Below are 18,110 nucleotides of genomic sequence, written 5' to 3'. Positions count from 1 at the left end.
ATGTCTCGTTGAGGTGGGAAACGCGCGCCTACGCTAGAAGCAAGCGCCTTCGACGGTTTGCCTAAACCGCCGAACGCCGGTGGCGCCCCACTTCGTTGAGCGCGCCGTGCACGGCGCGAACGCCGCCGTCAATCGAGCGCCGAGGCTGGGCCGAAGAACTCGAATCGCGTCTGCGCGCGCGGCACGCCGAGTTCTTGTAGATGCCGCTTGACGGCCTTCATGAAAGGCAACGGGCCGAGGAAATAGACATCGATATCGCGCGACGCCGGCAACCAGGCCGCGAGCGTCTCGCGATCGAGCAGCCCCACCGCGTGCGGCGCGGGATGATCGCCCGCGTGCTCCGCATAGCAATAGAAGCGCCGGAGTTGCGGATGCCGCTCGGCGAGCCGGTCGATCGCCTCGCGAAACGCATGGACGCCACGGTGGCGCGCGGCATGGATAAAGTGAATCGGACGCGGCGTCTTCAACGCGGCGTCGAGCATCGCCAGCATCGGCGTGATCCCGACGCCGCCGCTGATCAGCACGAGCGGGCGCGTCGACGCGTCGAGCGTGAAATCGCCGGCCGGCGCGAACAGATCGAGCGTCGCGCCCTCGACGGCGACGTCGTGCAGATACGTCGACACCGTGCCGCGCGGTTCACGCTTGACGCTGATCCGGTATTCATGCGCCGAGCTCGCGGCGGACAGCGAATAGTTACGCCGGTGTTCGACGCCGTCGATCTCGACGCGCAAGCCGATGTACTGACCCGGATCGAAGGCGAGCAGATCGCCGCCGTCGACGGGCCGCAAATGGAACGACGTGATTTCGTCGCTCTCGCGCACGCGGCGCGCAACCGCGAAGGCGCGCGCCCCGCGCCAACCGCCCTTGGCGGCCGCATGCGCGTCGTAGCACTGCTGCTCCGCGGCGATCAGGATGTCGGCGAGCTGCCGATATGCGGCCGCCCATGCATCGATCACGGCGTCGGTCGCGATCGCGGGCCCGAGGACTTCGCGGATTGCGCGCAGCAGGCATGCGCCGACGATCGGATAGTGTTCGGGCAGGATCTGCAGCGACACGTGCTTGTTGACGATCTGCGACACGAGACCGCCGAGCTTCTCGAGTTCATCGATATGGCGCGCATACATGAGCACACCGTTCGCGAGCGCGCGAGGCTGGGCGCCGCTCGCCTGATTCGCCGGATTGAACAGCGGCCGGACTTCCGGGTACTCGCGCAGCATCAGCGTATAGAAGTGCGCGGTCAGGGCTTCGCCACCGCTTTCGAGCAGCGGGACCGTGGCTTTGACGAGGGTACGATGTTCGGCGGACAGCATAGGTATCGGTTCCGGATGGCAGATGAAGGGAAAAATCCAAGGCGCATGAACGCGCGCTCGTCCTCCACAACACAGCTTCCGTGCCACCTTCCGCGCCCCTTGACAATCAATGACCTACAGAATTTCGCGCGAAGATTCAGGTATATTGACGTCAATTTGACTCAGGTCACTTTGACGCGAAACGAGTCGTTATGACGACATCTACCTTACTCGCGGCGCTGATTCCGCTCGTCGACGACCTGTCGCGGGATCTCGCCGAAAGCGAACGCTACCAGCGCTTATTGCGCGCCTTGCGCGCGCTGTTTCCGTGCGATGCGGCCGCGCTGCTGCGGCTCGACGGCGACATGCTCGTCCCGGTCGCGATCGACGGACTGAGCAGCGACACGCTCGGACGGCGCTTTCGCGTCAGCGAGCATCCGCGTCTGCGCAGCCTGCTCGAAAACGACGGCGTCACGCGTTTCGCATCCGACACCGACCTGCCCGATCCGTACGACGGTCTGATACAGAACACGCACGACCGGCTCGAAGTGCACGATTGCATGGGTTGCGCGCTGCGCGTGGGCGGCAAGCCCTGGGGACTCGTCACGCTCGACGCGCTCGATCCGCACCGCTTCGATTCGGTCGATCTCGGATCGCTCGAAGCCTTCGCGAGTCTCGCGTCGGCCACCGTCAACGTGGCCGACCACCTCGGCGCGCTCGCGCGACGCGGCGAACACGAATATGCGCGCGCGGAGGCCTACCGGGTCGCCGCGGTCGGCACCGCGCACGAGATGATCGGGCAAAGCGCGCGCTATCGCCGGCTCGTCGAGGAGATCGGCGTCGTCGCGCAGAGCGATCTGACGGTGCTGATCACGGGCGAGAGCGGCGTCGGCAAGGAACTCGTCGCCCATGCGATTCATGCCGGATCGACGCGCGCCGACAAACCGCTGATCAGCCTCAATTGCGCCGCGCTGCCCGAGACGCTCGTCGAAAGCGAATTGTTCGGCCACGTGCGCGGCGCGTTTTCGGGCGCGATCGGCGACCGGCGCGGCAAGTTCGACCTCGCGAACGGCGGCACGCTGTTTCTCGACGAAGTCGGCGAACTGCCGCTCGCGATCCAGGCCAAGCTGCTGCGCGTGCTGCAAAGCGGCCAACTCCAGCGGCTCGGCTCGGATCGCGAACACCGCGTCGACGTACGGCTCATTGCCGCGACGAACCGCAACCTCGCCGACGAAGTCCGGCACGGACGCTATCGCGCGGATTTCTATCACCGGCTCAGCGTCTATCCGCTCAACGTGCCGCCGCTGCGCGAGCGCGGTCGCGACGTACTGCTCATCGCGGGCGGCTTGCTCGAACAGAATCGCGCGCGCCTCGGACTCCAGGGCATTCGGCTCTCGAACGACGCGCAAGCGGCCCTGCTCGCGTATCCGTGGCCCGGCAATGTGCGCGAACTCGAACATCTGATCGGTCGCTCGGCGTTACGTGCGCTGGCGGTCGCGACGCCGCGCCCGAAGATCCTCACGCTGCGCGCGGCGGATCTCGATCTGAGCACGTACGCCGCGCCGCGCGACATGCGGCACGAAGGCGAGCACGAAAGCGAGCACGAAGACGAGCATGAAGCGCAGCACACAGCGCCGCACGATGCGCCACGCGACGCACCCAACGACGGCGCGCGCGAAACGCCCGCGAAAGACCTGCGTCAAGCCCTGCTCGACTACGAACGCACGCTCATCCGCGATGCGCTCGAACGGCATGCGCAAAGCTGGTCCGCCGCCGCGCGCGAGCTCGGCGTCGATCGCGCGAACCTGAGCCGTTCCGCGAAACGGCTCGGCCTCAAGTAAGGGCTGGCGCGCTAGGCCCCGCCGTCCTGCCGACTCGGCACATCGAAGCGCCGAACGAAACGCAGCATCGCGAGATCGTCGCCGCGCGCGCCGATGATCGAGAGCGCGAGCGGCCGGTCACGTTCGTCGCGAAACGGAATCGTAATCTGCGGATAGCCGCCGAACGCGGCGACCGCATTGATCGCGAGCGCATTCGCATAGAAATGCGCGATCTGCGCGGGCGGCGCGAGTTTCGACAGCAGCGAGACCGGCGTGGTCGGCAACACGAGATACTGCTTGTCCAGCACGGCATCGAGCCGCGCGCGCCAGCGCGCGCGAAGCGCCGCGCAATGCGCCACGTGCGCGGCGTCGAGCTTCGCGAGCCGCGCGAAACGCGGCGCGATCGACGGGCCGAAGCGCGGCCGTGTCGCCGCGAGCCAGTCGCCCAACGATCGTTGGATATCGGCATCCTGCAGATGCTGATAGACATCGAGCCATTGCGCCCCATCGCCCCAGAACACCGACACGCCTTCGAGCGCGCCCATGAGTCCGGCGGCGTCGAGCAGCGCCTGCGCATCGTCGGGCTCGCTCGCGGCGCGGATCGCGAACGCTTCGTCGAAGCGCGTGAATCGCTTCGCCGCGCCGCGCGCGCGCGGCGCATCGAGCAACACGGTCCCGACGCGTTCGAGCATCTCCGCCGACCGCGCGAACCAGCCGATCGTGTCGAATCCGGGCGCGAAATCGAGCACGCCGTCCGTGGGCACCGCCCCGTGCGTCGGGCGGATGCCCCAGAGCCCGCAAAACGCGGCCGGCACGCGAACCGATCCGCCCGTATCGGTGCCGAGCGCGAAGTCCACGACGCCCGCGGCAACGGCCGAGGCCGAACCGCTCGACGATCCGCCGGGCAACGCATGCGGCCAATGCGGATTCAAGGGCGTGCCGTAGTGCGCGTTCTCGCCTTCGAGGCTATAGGCGAGCTCGTCGGTGATCGTCTTGCCTTCGACCGCGGCGCCCGCCGCAAGCAGGCGCGCCACGACGCTCGCATGCGCGGGCGCCGGCGCGTGGGTCGCGAGCCAGTCGGGATTGCCGCCGCCCGTCGTGACGCCCGCGACGTCGATCAGATCCTTGACCGCGAAACGCAGGCCGTCGAGCACGCCATGGCCCGTCGGTGCGATGCGCGTACGCGGTCCGGGCACGAACGCGTCGAGCCGGTCGTCGTCGTTCGACCCATCAAGCACGTGCGTTTCCTGACCCGTCATCGCGGCGCGCCCTCGCCGATCGCGTCGAGCACGCGCGCCGAATCCGTCACGAAACCGAAGCACTTCTTGACGTTCCAGATCGTCGCTTCGGTACAGAACGCGGGCGAGGACGTCGCGCAACAGTCTTCGACAAGCACGCAGCCGTAGCCGAGAAAGTTCGCGTCGGTCAGCGAATGCAGCACGCATTGATCGGTATTGACGCCCGCGAACAGCACCGTGCGCACGCCGAGGTTGCGCAGGATGCTGTCGAGCGGCGTGTCCCAGAAGCCGCTGATCCGGTACTTGTCGACGCAGATGTCCTGCGGCAGCGGCGCGAGCTCGTCGACGACGGCGGCGGCCCAGGCGTCCTTTTCGAGCACGTGCGAGCCGTTGCCGGGCAACGGCTCGCCGAGCCCGATGCCCGTCCCCGTCGGCTTGTACAAGTGCAGTTGGTTCGGCGGCATGTTCGCGAGATCGGGCCGGTTGCCCCAGTTGACCCAGATCACCGGGACCCCTGCCGCGCGCAGCGCCGGCAGCAAGGTCTGCAATGGTGCAATCGGTGCGCGGTCGGCCTCGTAGTTGCCCCCGAGATGGGCAACCCATCCGCCTTTGGTGCAGAAGTCGTTCTGCATGTCGATGACGACGATCGCGGTCCGACGCAGATCGATACGCACGTTTTGCGGCGCGCTCGCGAGCGTCACGGGCACCGGTTCGGGCGCGCGCATCGCCATGTCGACGAGTTCCGGCGTCGCCTGCCAGTGATAGTTGTCCGCCTGGCCCAATCGGCCGGAAACGCGCGTTGCATCAGGTCCTTCGTGTTTCATCGTGGGTCGCTCCTCATCGCATCAAAAAGGGGGGGACGTCCGTCGCGGCGCGCCGTCGCGCCCTAACGCGCGGTGCATCGGCAACGGGTCCGGCTCGGGTCCGCCGCGCACGATTCACGCGCGACGCTGCAAAGCTGGCATTGAAGTTGCGTTTTCGTTCATGAATAACCTACTTACCCAAACGCAAAAGGAGTGCCAGTATGTCGATCGACTTTGCTTCGTTGTTGACGCGCGCCGCGCGCACGGTCCGCAACGGGTTGTCGCGTGTTGCCAACGCCTATGCCGATATCGGCGCCGAACCGGGCGCCACGCATAAAACCGCAGGCGTCACGCAAGTCTTAAGCCACACGTCGCGCCACGGTTCGCGCCGCACGCAGGCGACGCGCCGCCGCGCGGCGCTCAAGCTCGCCGCGACGGCCTTCGCCGCGCTCACGCTGTCGGCCGGCGCGCTCGACGCGTTCGCCGCCGATACGCTGCATGTCGGCGTGCTGATTCCGGGCTCGAAGTCGGACAAGGGCTGGATGGAATCGGGCTACGACGGCCTCGTCGCCGCACAGAAGGAACTCGGTCCGCGCCTCAAGACGCAGATGATCGAGAACATCAACTACGCGGACATGGAGCAGGCGCTCACGAACCTCGCCTCGAAGAATGAACTCGTGATCGGCGTCGGCGGGCAGACGCAGGCGGCCGTGCTCAAGGTCGCGAAGCGCTTCCCGAACGTCAAGTTCTCGATCGTCGGCGGCAGCAAGGGCGCCGACATGCCGCCGAACGTCGCGGGCTACGACGTCAAGCAGGCCGAGATCGCCTACGTCGCGGGCGCGGCGGCCGCGATGCTCTCGAAGACGGGCGCGGTCAGCTATGTCGGCGGCATGGAGATTCCGTCGATCGTCAACGCGGGCAAGGAATTCGGCAACGGCGCGCACGCGATCAACCCGAACATCAAGTACTTCGAAAGCTATACGGGCGACTTCGACAACGTGTCGAAAGCCAAGGAAGCCACCGTCGCCGCGATCGCGCAAGGCGCCGACGTCCACTATCACATCCTGAACCTCGGCCTGCGCGGCATGGAACAAGCCGCCACCGAGAAGCACACGCACATCATCGGCAGCTACACCGACCGCTGCGGCACGGACCCGCTCTATATCGCCTACTCGATCACGGGCGTCGGCTATCAGGTCCAGTACGCGATCGACCAGCTCGCGGCCGGCACCTGGCAGCCGGGCTATAAGGCATTCGGTCTCGCGATGGGTCCGAAGGCCTCGGGCATCGCCGTGTGCAACGGCACGCCGGAAATGAACGCGAAGCTCAAGCAGATCGAAGACGACATCCTGAGCGGCAAGATCAAGGTTTCGGAAGGCTAAGCGATGACCCAGCCCGCGCTCGTTCCCCTCGATGCGGGTGTGCCGCCCGCGTCCGACGCCGGCCACGCGGCCGACGGCGTCGATGCCCGGCCGGCGTCCGCGCCCGCCGTGCTGACGCTCGACAACGTCGGCAAGCAGTTCGGCGCGTTCCATGCGCTGAGCGGCGTCACGCTCGAACTGAGGGCGGGTGAAGTCCATTGCCTGCTCGGCGAGAACGGCGCGGGCAAATCGACGCTCTGCAACGTCATGTTCGGCGTGCATCAGCCCGACACCGGCACGCTGCGTCTCGACGGTCAGCCGTATCGGCCGCGCAGCCCGCGCGATGCGCTTGCGAACGGCATCGCGATGGTCCATCAGCATTTCAGTCTCGTCGGCGACGTGACCGTGCTCGACAACCTGCTGCTCGGCCAGTCGCGCGGCTGGCTCGATCGCCGGGCGCGCGCCGGCCACGTCCGCAGGCTCGTCGAGGACCTCGGTCTCGCGCTCGACCCCGATGCGGCGATCGCCGATCTGTCGGTCGGCGAGCGGCAGCGCGTCGAGATCGTCAAATGTCTGATCCGCGAGCCGAGACTGCTCGTGCTCGACGAACCGACGGCCGTGCTGCTGCCCGGCGAAATCGACGCGTTGCTCGACGTGTGCGCGCGCGTCGCGGCGCGCGGATGCGCGGTCGTGCTCGTCACGCACAAGCTCGCCGAGATCCGCAAGATCGCGACACGCGCGACCGTGCTGCAGAGCGGACGCGTCGTCGCGCGCTCGGATCGGCCCGCCGACGAGATCGATCGGCTCGTCCGCGCGATGATCGAACGACCCGGCACGCCGCCGGCCGAGCGGGCCGCGCGCGGCGCGAACGCTCACGCCGACGCAGCGCCCGGCAACGATAGAGCGGACATGGCGGCCGGCGGTCACGTTGCCGATGCCGATGCCGACGCAACGGCCGATGCCCCCGTTTCGCTCGACAACGCGGCGGTCGCCGCGGCCTTGGGCGCGACACCGGCCGTCGCGCCGCTGCGCGGTGTCGAAACAGCGGGCCCCGTCGCCGCGCCGCGGACTTGGGCGGCGTCCGAGCGGCCGCCCGTCTGGTCGTTATCCAAACAACCGCCGATGCCCGCGCCCTCACCGTACGGCCGCCCGCTCAGCGACGAAGTCCTGCTCGTCGACGGCCTCAGCGTGCGCGACGCGCAAGGCGTCACGCGCCTCGACGACTGCACGCTCGTGGTCAATCGCGGCGAGATCGTCGGCATCGCGGGCGTCGAGGGCAATGGCCAGACCGAACTCGGCGCGGCGCTCGCGGGCATGACGCGCGCGAGCGCGGGACGTTTCTTCATCGAAGGCAAACCGCTGACCGATGCGACGCCGCGCGAGTTGACCGCGGCCGGCGTCGGGATCGTGCCCGAGGATCGTCACGCGGTCGGCTGCGTGACCGAGATGAGCCTCATCGACAATCTGCTGCTCAATCGACTCGACGAAGTGTCGCGTCACGGTTTTCTGCGTCGGCGCGCGATGCGCGCGCAGGCGATCGAGCTCATGGCGCGCTTCGACGTGCGCGCCGCGAGTCCCGACGTCCGCTTCGGCGGGCTGTCGGGCGGCAACCAGCAAAAGGCCGTGCTCGCGCGCGAACTCACGCTCGATCCGCTCGTGTTCCTGATGGCCGCGCAGCCCACGCGCGGCCTCGACGTCGGCGCGGTCGCCGCCGTCTACGACCATATCCGCGCGGCACGCGATCGCGGCGTCGGCGTGCTGCTGATCTCGTCGGAACTCGACGAATTGATGGCCGTCGCCGACCGGATCATCGTGCTTTACCGCGGCAAGATCATGGGCAGCTGCAAGCCCGATCCGCTTCAACGCGAACGCATCGGCGCCTGGATGGCGGGACAGACATCATGAATACTTCGACGCTTCTCACGACCCCGCGGCGCCGCTGGCGCGACGCTCCCCAGATGCGCGTCGCGCTCGTGCTCGGCGGCGCGGCCGTCTTCGCGATCGGCGCCGCGCTGCTGTTGATCGCGCTCGTCGGCGTGCCCGTGGGCGATGCGCTCGCCGCCTTCGCCGACGGCGCGTGGGGCTCGCCCTACTCGATCGGCGCATCGCTGAACCGCAGCCTCGCGTTTGCGCTGGTCGGCATCGGCTTCGTCCTCGCGGACCGCGCGCGTCTGACGAACGTCGGCGGCGAAGGACAGATCGCGATCGGCGGAATCGTATCGACTGCGGTTGCACTTTACGGTGGCGTCGGTCATTGGCCGTACGGACTCGCGTTTATCGTCCCGATGCTCGCGGCATCGGCGGCGGGCGCCGCATGGGGGGCCATTCCCGGCGCGCTCAAGGCCAAGGCCGGTACAAACGAGGTCATCAGCACGCTGCTGCTGTCGTTCATCGCGGTCTGGCTGCTCTACTGGTGCGTGCAATCGGAGGCCCTGCTGCGCCAGCCGATGACCAATGCATCGACGCTGCCCGAATCGCTCGAAATTCCCGATACGACCAAGCTGCCCGTGCTCGCGGGCGCGGCCTCGATGGGTCTGCATCTCGGCCTACCGTTGACGGTCGTGCTCGGCCTCATCGTCGCGGTCGTGCTGCGCCGTACGCGCTTCGGTCTGCACCTGCGCGCGGTGGGACTCAACGCGGTCGCCGCGCGCCGCGCGGGCATGCCGATCACGGCGACGATCGTCGGCGCGCTCGCACTCGCCGGCGCATTCGGCGGACTCGCGGGCGCGCTGATGCTCCAGGGCGACCAGTATTCGTTGAAGGCGGGCTTTTCATCGGGTTACGGATTCGACGGCCTCGTGGTCGGCTTGCTTGCGCGCGGCTCGGTCACGGGCGTGTTCGCGGCGGCGTTGCTGTTCGGCTTCCTGCGTTCGGGCGGCATCAATATGGAAATGGTCGCGCAAGTGCCGTCGGCCATCGTCCTCATCGTTCAAGGCATCGTCATCGTCGCGCTCGCGGGCGGCGCATGGTGGCTCGACAAACCGGGAGCAGCACGATGAATGCGGAAATCGCGGCAGTCTTCGTCGGATCGTCGATCCGTTTTGCGGCGCCGCTGATGCTCGCCTCGACGGGCGAACTTGTCAGCGAACGCGCGGGCGTGCTCAATATGAGCGTCGAAGGCATGATGCTCACGGGCGCGTTTCTCGGCGCGACCGGCGCATGGGCGACCGGCAATCCCGTCGTCGGCCTGCTCGCGGGCATGATCGGCGTCGTGCCGATCGCGTGGCTTCAGGCGTTCCTGAGCATCACGCTGCGCGCGAACCAGATCGTCACGGGCATCGGCATCAATATCCTCGCGCTCGGCGGCACGACGCTCGCCTATCGCGAGCTGTTCGGCGAGCGATCGAGCGCGGCGATCCCGGGTCTCGCGCATTGGGCGCCGCCCGGACTGCGTGCGATTCCCGTGATCGGACAACCCGTGTTCGATCAGGTCTGGCTGCTTTACGCGGGCATCGCGGTGCTCGTGCTGACCGCGATCATGATGCGTCACACGGCGCTGGGCGTCGCGCTCCACGCGGTCGGGGCCGCGCCGCGCGCGGTCGATCAATCGGGCCTGTCGGTCACGCGGCTGCGCTACGGCGCCGTGATCTACTCGGGTGTCATGGCCGGCGCCGCGGGCTGCTTCATTTCGATCGGCGACATCCATACGTTCACGGAAGGCATGACCAACGGCGTCGGATATCTCGCGATCGCGGCGATCATCTTCGGCAACTGGAAGATCGGACGCACGGTCGGCGCCTGCGTGCTGTTCGGCGCGGCGACCGCGCTGCAATTCCAGCTTCCGATGATCGGCGTGCAGGTGCCGACCGCGTTGCTCATCATGCTGCCGTATCTGCTCGCGCTCGTCGCGGTCGCAGGGCTCATCGGACGACAGACCGCGCCGCTTGCGCTCACGCAGCCGTTCAAGCGCTGAGTCGGCGTCACGGAGTCGGCGTCGCCGAATCGAAGCAAGCAAACCGGAGCGCCCGGATCGAAGCGCCCGAGTCGAAGCACCGAACGCGCGAGCGTAATATCGAGCCTCGGCGCGCATCGCGGATCCTGCCGCGGCTGCGCGCTCCCTTAGTCGTTGTTTGTCCTTGCAATCCGCCCGCCTTCCATGCCACGCAAGCCTGCTTCTCCGGCGCCCGCGAAGTCCGGCGCCACGACGTTGACCCACCGGCAGCGCCTCGCGGCCACGACGCGCGCGCGTATCTTCAAGACCGCGATCCGCGAATTCGCCGACAAGGGGTTCAGCGGCGCGCGCGTCGAGACGATCGCAACGCGCGCGAAGGTCAATATCCGCATGATCTATCACTACTTCGGCGGCAAGGAAGCGCTCTATATCGAGGTGCTCGAGCACGTGCTCGCGAACCTGCGCGACGAGGAGCGCAAGCTCGAACTCGATGTCGAGCGTATCGAGCCCGTGAACGGCATCCTGCAGCTCTACGATTTCACCGAAGGCCATTTCGCCGCGCATCCCGAGCTCTTGAATCTGCTCTCGTCGGAGAACTTGAATCGCGCGCGCTTTCTCAAGCGTTCGAAGCTGATTCCGAAGATTTCGTCGCCCGTGCTCGATATGCTGCGCACCCTGATCGAACGTGGTGAACAGACCGCCGTCATGCGCACGGGCATCGATGCGCTGCACCTCTACGTGCTGCTCGTGAGCCTCTGCTATTTCCACAAGTCGAACGCTTTCACGATTTCGCGGATGTTCGATACGGACATGCTGACCGCCGACTGGCAAGCCGCGCACAAGCGCCAGGCCCATGAGGTCATTCGCGCGTTTCTTGTATCGGGTTCGCAGACCGCGCACGCGGCGCTGTCGATCGCGGCGATCGACGATCTGTAACGACGCGGGATACTGATCAACTCGCGGATCAACTCGCGGATCAACTCGCGGATCAACTCGCCGATCAATTCGCGGATCGATCTACGGACTCATCGACGGACCCATCAACGGATAAAAGCCGCGCATAAAAAAAGCGGGCTGCCATGGGCAACCCGCCTTGAACGACCCGCGCGCGTACGCGCCGGGTCCGGTTTCGATACCGCGATGCGCCGGCTTAGAACTCGAGCGTCGCGTTCGCGAGGAACGTACGCGTCGCGCCCGGCAGGATGTAGTAGCCGTAACCCGTCGTCCAGTAGTGCTTGTTGAACAGATTGGTGATGCCCGCACGGAACACGACGCTCTTGCCCGCGACTTCGGTCTCGTACTTCGCGCCGAGATCGACGGTCGTGTACGACGGCACGATGTATTCGTTGGCCGCGTCGACGGCGATATCGCCCGTGTACTTGATGCCCGCGCTGACCGTCAGGCCCGGCACGACCGGCGGCGTGTATTCGACACGGCCGGTCGCCTGGAAGCGCGGCGCGCCGAAGATGCGCTTGCCGTCGACCGTCGGATCGTCGATATCGACGGCCTTCGCATTGAGCGCGAGCACGCCGACGAGCACGTGCCAGTCGCGCGCGGGCTGGAACCACGCGCTTGCATCGACACCCGTATAACGCTGCGTGCCGTCCTGGACGTAGTAGCCCGCCGTGTTCGTATAGTCGTACCCCTCATCGACACGGAACAACGCAACGTTCGCGCCCCAGGTCTTGCGATCGGTCTTGAAGCCGATCTCGTACTGGCGGCTGCGCAACGGACCATAGACCTGCGGATAGTTGACGTCGCCGATCGGTGCGGCGCCGCCTTGTTGCAACGACTCGACATAGCTCGCATAGAGCGTCGAATACGCATCGGTCTTGAACATCAACGCCGCGGTCGGCGTGACCGGGCTCTGGCTGTATTGCGACGCGTAGGTCTGGTCTTGGTTGTAGACATCCTCGCGATACTGCGTATAGCGCAGGCCAATGAGTGCCGACAGACGATCCGTGAACTGCATCGTATCGCTCGCGAACAGCGACGCCTGCGTCGTACGGCTCTCGCGATACAGTGCGGGATCGAGCGTGACGCCCGGGTTATAGAGCGTGATCGGCGTGTAGATGTTGCCGCTGCCGAGGTCGTAACCGTGGTCCCAGCCGTACTCGCTGTCGTATTCGGCCGTCTGCGACTGATACTCGGCGCCGACGACGAGATCGTGCTTGACGAAGCCCGTCGAGAACTTGCCCTCGAGCATCGCCGTCACGTCCTGATAGAAGTAACGCGTCTCTGCGCTGTACAGCGTGTTCGTGTAGTCGCCCGCCGAGTCGCTCACATAGAGCAGGCTGTCCGAGTTGTAGCGATTGAGCTTCGAGAAGCGATAGTTGACGCTCGCCTTCCAGTCGTCCGAGATCCGGTACTGAAGGCCCGTGCCGACCGACGTCGTCTGAGTTTCATACCAGTTCTGCGGCTGGGTCAGATCGCGCGTGACGAGGTTCGCGTCGGGCACATTGCCGCCCGCGGGCCAGATGCCGAAAATCGTGCCCGTCTGCTTGCTTTGCTGATACAGCACGTCGGCCGACCACGTGAGGTCCGGCGTGATCCGATAGTCGAGCGCGAGCGACGCGACCTGACGGCGGATATGACCGTTCGCTTCGGACGTGTTGCCGTCTTCGTTGACGAGGTTCAGCCGGTAGCCGAATTGATTGTCGGGTCCGAAGCGGCCGCCGAGATCGACCTTCTCCGAGAACACGCCGGCCGTCTCGTAGCCGACCGTGATGCTGTGATACGGGTCGTCGGTCGGACGCTTGAGCACGTAGTTGACGATGCCGCCGGGCGCGCCGAAGCCGTACATGAAGCCGCTCAGGCCCTTGAGCAACTGAACCTGCTCGAACGGTTCGAGCGGGAGGTCCATATCCCATCCCGTGAAGCTCTGGCCGTCGATCTTCAGGCCGTTGAGCATGTCGATCTGCATGCCGCGCACGCTGAACACCGAGTTCTCGGCCGTTGCGTGGTCGCCGATGATCGAGACCGCCGGGTCGTACTTGAACACGTCGTTCGCCGTCGAGGCCATCAGATCCTGGATGTCCTCGCTCGACTTGACGTTCGTCGAGAACGGCGTGTCGACCTGCTTGTGATCGCCGAGCGCGCCCGCGCTGATCTTGTCGGTGCGCAGCGCATCGTTCGACGCTTGCGCCGAAACCGTGACGGTCGGCAGGCTTTCGACAGGTGCCGCGTCGGTCTTCGCGGGCGTCTGGGTCGCTGCACCATTCGCTGCCCCATTCGCCGCGCCGGCGGCCGCCGCACCCGATGCCGCGCTCGGCACGGCCGCGGCGCCCGACGATTGCGCGAAGCTCGTGGCCGGCAGCGCGACGAGCGCCGCGCAGGTCAGGCTGAATGCAGCCAGTGCGATCGGGGAAGGTTGAAAGCCGGCAAAGCGGCGCAGCGTGGACGTCTGGGGCAAACCTGCTCGTTGCATCGTCATGAATGTCGTGTTGCGGCCTTGCTGCCTGGGATTCAAATGCAGCGCCGCATTCAAAACAGTCGAGCAGAAAGCCAAGTTATTTAATTAAGAATCGTTCGCATTATCATTAAATAAGCAAGGCCCTTCAACCGCGAACGTGAAATTCGAGACATACCTCGCAATGAGGCTCGGGCGCGCATCCGGGACCGGCGTGCACGCGCTTCGATACGCGGACGAAATCCGCTATCGGATCAAGGCACTAGGGGAACACGCGGGCATGGCAAGCGGCGGCGGCCGATGTTGTCTCGCCGCAACGCCGACAGAGGATCGGCGCGGCCCGCGCGGTCGGTCGTCCACGAAGACATGGCCGCGCGAATGGCGGCGGTCTTCGAGGGTAGCGGTGTCGGGCTGTCGAGCGGTCTCGGGGGGCTTGAATGGTCTAGGACCGTCTCACCCGTACACGCAACGGGACAGTGCGTCGGCGAGTCCCCGATCGAGCCGGGCACTGCCTGACGCCCGCATGATTCGGAAACCGGATCACGCGGGCGTCACACCCTGCCCCCAGCCACCTCGTCAGGCTCGGCCGAACCCGATATAGCGTTCGAGATGATGGTCCTGATCGCCGAACTGATGGTCGATCATGACGAGCCGCTTCGCGTAGTGCGACGTCGCAAGCTCCCAAGTCATCCCGATCCCGCCGTGCAGCTGGATGCACTCCTCGGCCACGCGCGTGCCCGTGCGGCCGATCGTGTATTTCGCGGCCGACACCGCGCGCTCGCGCGCGACGCGATCGAGATTCAGCGACGCCGCCGCGTTGATGACCGCCGAACGCGCTTGCTCGATATCGATCAGCAGATCGGCCATGCGATGCTGAAGCGCCTGGAAGCTGCCGATCGGCACGCCGAACTGCTTGCGCGTGCGCAGATATTCGAGCGTGTCGCGCTTGACGACTTCCATCGCGCCGAGTGCCTCCGCGCAGACCGCAAGCGTGCCGCGCGCGATCGCATATTCGAGCACCGCATAGCCGGCCCCCGCCTCGCCGACGCGCGCATGCGCGTCGAGCTTGACGCCGTCGAAACGCAGATCCGCCGCGCGCCCGCCGTCGACGCGCGCGTAACCGACCGCATGCACGCCGGCCGCCGACTTCGGCACGAGAAACAAGGACACGCCGTCCTCGTCGAGCGCGTCGCCCGATGTGCGCGCCGACACGAGCACGAAGTCCGCCTGCTCGCCATGCGCGACCGCCGATTTCGCGCCCGTCAGAACCCAGCCGTCGCCTGAGCGTTCGGCGCGCGTGCGCACGTTGACGGCCTCGTAGTGCGAGCCCGGCTCGTCATGCGCGAGCGCGACGATCGCCGTGCCGGCCTGGATCTGTTCGAGCGTGCCCGCATGCGCCTCGCCGCCGGCCGCGGCGAGCACCGAACCGACGACGAGCGCGCCGAGAAACGGTTCGACGACGATGCCGCGACCCAGGCTTTCGAAGACGACCGTGATATCGAAGCCCTCGCCGCCGAAGCCGCCGTCGGCTTCGCTGAACAGGGCCGCGACCGTGCCGAGTTCGACAAACTTGTCCCACGCCGCGCGATCGAATCCGATCGCCGACTTCGCGGCCTTGTCACGTACGTCGAAGCCATAAGCCTCCGACACGAAGCGGTCGAGCGTATCCGCCAGCATGCGGCGCTCTTCGGTATGTTCGAAATTCATCGTGCGCGCCTCACAGTCCAAGGATCATTTTGGAAATGATGTTTCTCTGGATCTCGTTCGAGCCGCCGAAGATCGAGAGTTTGCGGAAGTTGAAATAATGCGCGGCCGGTCCGCGCGCGCCTTCGAGCGGCGCTTCGCGCGGATCGACGTGATCGAACTGCGCGAGCGCGTCGATGCCGAGCACGCGGCGTTGGAGCGCGGTGATCTCCTGCCGGATCTCGGTACCGCGGATCTTGAGCATCGAGCTCTCGGCGCCCGGCGCGCCGCCGCCCGCGACCGCGGCGATCACGCGCAGATTCGTGGTTTTCATGTTCTCGAGTTCGATCTCGGCGCGCGCGACACGCGAGGCGAACGCCGCATCGTCGAGCAAGGCGCGGCCGTTGCGCGTGCGGACCGCAGCCGTGCGTTTGACTTCGTCGAGCGCCGCGATCGACGCGCCGACGCCCGCGATATTCGTGCGCTCGTAGGTCAGCAGATATTTCGCGTAGGTCCAGCCGCGGTTCTCCTCGCCGACAAGATTTTCGACGGGCACGCGCACGTCGGTGAAGAACACCTCATTGACTTCGTGATCGCCGTCGAGCGTGATGATCGGACGCACCTCGATGCCCGGCGTCGCCATGTCGATCAGCAGGAAGCTGATGCCCTCCTGCTTGCGTGCGTCGGTCGCGGTACGCACGAGGCAGAACATCATGTTCGCGTGCTGACCGAGCGTGGTCCACGTCTTCTGGCCATTGACGACATAGTGGTCGCCGTCGCGCACGGCCGTCGTCTTCAGCGAGGCCAGATCCGATCCCGCGCCGGGCTCCGAATAGCCCTGGCACCACCAGTCCGACCCGTCGAGAATGCGCGGCAGCCAATGCCGCTTCTGTGCTTCGCTGCCGTACTTGATAAGCACGGGCCCGAGCATGCCGACGCCGAACGGCACGATCGGCGGCGCATCGGCCAGCGCGCATTCGTGCTCGAAGATGTAGCGGAACACGGGGCTCCAGCCCGTGCCGCCGTACTCGACCGGCCAATGATTCGCGAACCAGCCGCGCGCGTTGAGAATCGCGTGCCAGGCTTCGATATCGGCCTTGCCGAGCGTCTGGCCGCGGCGCACCTTCTCCGCGAGCGCCTTGGGCAGTTGATTCGCGAGAAAGGCTTGCACCTCGCTCCGGAATACCTGTTCCGCCTCAGTAAAATTGAGCTCCATCCACGTCTCCGATAAATGTCGCGTCGGGCGATCCCGCGATCGGACGCCCCGCTTTCACGGCGAGCCGCCTCTCCCGGATCATTTTCCGCACGATCGTCCACTTTTATACCGCGTCGCCCGCGATCCGTCACGGCAGAACTGGGGGTTTTCAGTACAAACCCCGAGCCCGTCGATCGAGGCGCGGCTCAAATCCTTTCAATCACACAACGCGCGCCCGGTAAAAAAGACCCCAAGAAAGTTTGACTTGTGTTGGGTTGCGCGCTGATCAATCGGGATCGACTTGGTACTTTTGACCTGCACACACCCCGTGTGCGATTGGTCTGTTCGCCCCGCACCGTTCCCCGACGGTTCGGGGCTTTTTTTCGGCCGGCCTCATGCGTCACATTAGGCGTCGCATTAGGCGTGATATTAGGCATGACCTCACGCATGGCCTCATCCGTGACATCGCGCATGACATCGCGCATGACATCGCCTTTGCAAGCGCGCATAGTGAATTCGCATCGCGTCATGTCCATGGAGGCCATGTCATGAATCCGATCACTTTTTTGCTGTCGGTCCTGTGTGCCGCCGCCGGTGTCGCGGTCGGCATTTGGGTGAATCCGTATTTCGCGCCGCCGGTTTTGATCGTCGCGGTACTCGTCGCGCTCTCGGTCAAAGTCGCGAATACCTGGGAGAAATACGTGATCCTGCGTGTCGGCAAGCTGCATAGCGTGCATGGCGCAGGGTTCTTTCTGATCGTGCCGTTTATCGACGTCGTCGTCGCGGTCATCGACGAACGCATCCAGACCACGGCCTTTAACGCCGAACAAGCGCTCACGCGCGATACCGTACCGGTCAATGTCGATGCGATCGTGTTCTGGCGCGTCTTCGATGCGCAAAAGGCGGCGCTCGAAATCACCGACTATCAGCAAGCGATCGACCGCGTCGCGCAGACGTCCTTGCGCGAAATGATCGGCGACTCGGTGCTGGCGACACTGCTCTCGGACCGGCGTGCGGCCGACACCCATCTGCGCGACGAAATCGCGCGCAAAACAGCCGACTGGGGCATCACGGTCAGCGCCGTCGAGATTCGCGACGTCGCGATTCCCGTCGCGCTGCAGGATGCGATGTCGCGCCAGGCGCAGGCCGAACGCGAAATGCAGGCACGCGTGATCCTCGGCGCGGCCGAAGCGCGCGTGGCCTCGCAATTCGTCGAAGCCTCGGAGATCTATGAAAACCATCCGGCCGCGCTCCAGCTCCGCGCGATGAACATCATCTACGAAACGACCAAGGAACGCGGCGCGACGATCCTGATTCCAAGCGCGATGATCGACAGCCTGAATCCCGCGCTGACGGTCGCGCTGACCGGGCAAACCCCGTCAGGCGATCCAAAGCCGCATATCAAATCCGCGGCCTGAAT

Annotated in this window: 13 protein-coding genes; 7 read left to right on the top strand and 6 right to left on the bottom strand. The window is 66.0% G+C overall.

Annotated features, from left to right (window positions below; translation table 11 throughout):
* Positions 1–128: 128 nt before the first annotated feature.
* A complete protein-coding gene (hmpA, locus tag D7S86_RS18865) occupies positions 129–1,310 on the bottom strand; it encodes an NO-inducible flavohemoprotein (RefSeq protein ID WP_121088417.1) in 1,182 nt (393 codons plus the stop codon).
* Between the two features lie 191 nt (positions 1,311–1,501).
* On the opposite strand from hmpA, the gene norR reads away from it, so the two are divergent.
* On the top strand, positions 1,502–3,130 hold the full coding sequence (gene norR / locus D7S86_RS18860) for a nitric oxide reductase transcriptional regulator NorR (protein WP_121088416.1): 1,629 nt from the start codon (positions 1,502–1,504) through the stop codon (positions 3,128–3,130).
* Positions 3,131–3,141: 11 nt separating this feature from the next.
* Here norR and D7S86_RS18855 read toward each other — a convergent pair whose 3' ends face one another.
* A complete protein-coding gene (locus D7S86_RS18855; protein ID WP_121088415.1) occupies positions 3,142–4,368 on the bottom strand; it encodes an amidase in 1,227 nt (408 codons plus the stop codon).
* Entirely contained in the window at positions 4,365–5,171 is an 807-nt protein-coding gene (locus D7S86_RS18850; RefSeq protein ID WP_121088414.1) for a cysteine hydrolase family protein, read from the bottom strand. The genes D7S86_RS18855 and D7S86_RS18850 overlap by 4 nt, the downstream gene beginning before the upstream one ends.
* A gap of 200 nt (positions 5,172–5,371) precedes the next feature.
* On the opposite strand from D7S86_RS18850, the gene D7S86_RS18845 reads away from it, so the two are divergent.
* From D7S86_RS18845 to D7S86_RS18820, 5 genes are all read left to right on the top strand, one after another.
* Positions 5,372–6,532, top strand: coding sequence for a BMP family protein (locus tag D7S86_RS18845; protein ID WP_240648280.1), 1,161 nt, complete (start codon positions 5,372–5,374; stop codon positions 6,530–6,532).
* A gap of 3 nt (positions 6,533–6,535) precedes the next feature.
* The gene (locus D7S86_RS30250; RefSeq protein WP_240648279.1) at positions 6,536–8,416 is read left to right on the top strand and encodes an ABC transporter ATP-binding protein; all 1,881 of its coding nucleotides are present in this window, start codon (positions 6,536–6,538) and stop codon (positions 8,414–8,416) included.
* The gene (locus D7S86_RS18830; protein ID WP_121088413.1) at positions 8,413–9,510 is read left to right on the top strand and encodes an ABC transporter permease; all 1,098 of its coding nucleotides are present in this window, start codon (positions 8,413–8,415) and stop codon (positions 9,508–9,510) included. Before D7S86_RS30250 ends, D7S86_RS18830 begins: the two co-directional genes overlap by 4 nt.
* A complete protein-coding gene (locus tag D7S86_RS18825; RefSeq protein ID WP_121088412.1) occupies positions 9,507–10,424 on the top strand; it encodes an ABC transporter permease in 918 nt (305 codons plus the stop codon). The genes D7S86_RS18830 and D7S86_RS18825 overlap by 4 nt, the downstream gene beginning before the upstream one ends.
* A 183-nt stretch (positions 10,425–10,607) precedes the next feature.
* The gene (locus tag D7S86_RS18820; RefSeq protein WP_121088411.1) at positions 10,608–11,339 is read left to right on the top strand and encodes a TetR/AcrR family transcriptional regulator; all 732 of its coding nucleotides are present in this window, start codon (positions 10,608–10,610) and stop codon (positions 11,337–11,339) included.
* A 214-nt stretch (positions 11,340–11,553) separates the two neighbouring features.
* Here the strand turns inward: D7S86_RS18820 and D7S86_RS18815 are convergent, their stop codons facing one another.
* From D7S86_RS18815 to D7S86_RS18805, 3 genes are all read right to left on the bottom strand, one after another.
* Positions 11,554–13,815, bottom strand: a complete 2,262-nt coding sequence (locus D7S86_RS18815; RefSeq protein ID WP_240648278.1) for a TonB-dependent siderophore receptor — start codon at positions 13,813–13,815, stop codon at positions 11,554–11,556.
* A 573-nt stretch (positions 13,816–14,388) separates the two neighbouring features.
* The gene (locus D7S86_RS18810; RefSeq protein ID WP_121088578.1) at positions 14,389–15,519 is read right to left on the bottom strand and encodes an acyl-CoA dehydrogenase family protein; all 1,131 of its coding nucleotides are present in this window, start codon (positions 15,517–15,519) and stop codon (positions 14,389–14,391) included.
* 10 nt (positions 15,520–15,529) lie between these two features.
* Positions 15,530–16,711, bottom strand: coding sequence for an acyl-CoA dehydrogenase family protein (locus D7S86_RS18805; RefSeq protein ID WP_121088410.1), 1,182 nt, complete (start codon positions 16,709–16,711; stop codon positions 15,530–15,532).
* A gap of 527 nt (positions 16,712–17,238) precedes the next feature.
* Here D7S86_RS18805 and D7S86_RS18800 point away from each other — a divergent pair.
* Positions 17,239–18,108, top strand: coding sequence for a slipin family protein (locus tag D7S86_RS18800; RefSeq protein ID WP_121088409.1), 870 nt, complete (start codon positions 17,239–17,241; stop codon positions 18,106–18,108).
* Positions 18,109–18,110 lie beyond the last annotated feature (2 nt).

Source organism: Pararobbsia silviterrae, assembly GCF_003628125.1.
In the GTDB taxonomy this organism is placed as follows: domain Bacteria; phylum Pseudomonadota; class Gammaproteobacteria; order Burkholderiales; family Burkholderiaceae; genus Pararobbsia; species Pararobbsia silviterrae.
This window is presented reverse-complemented; position numbering and strand designations above follow the sequence as displayed.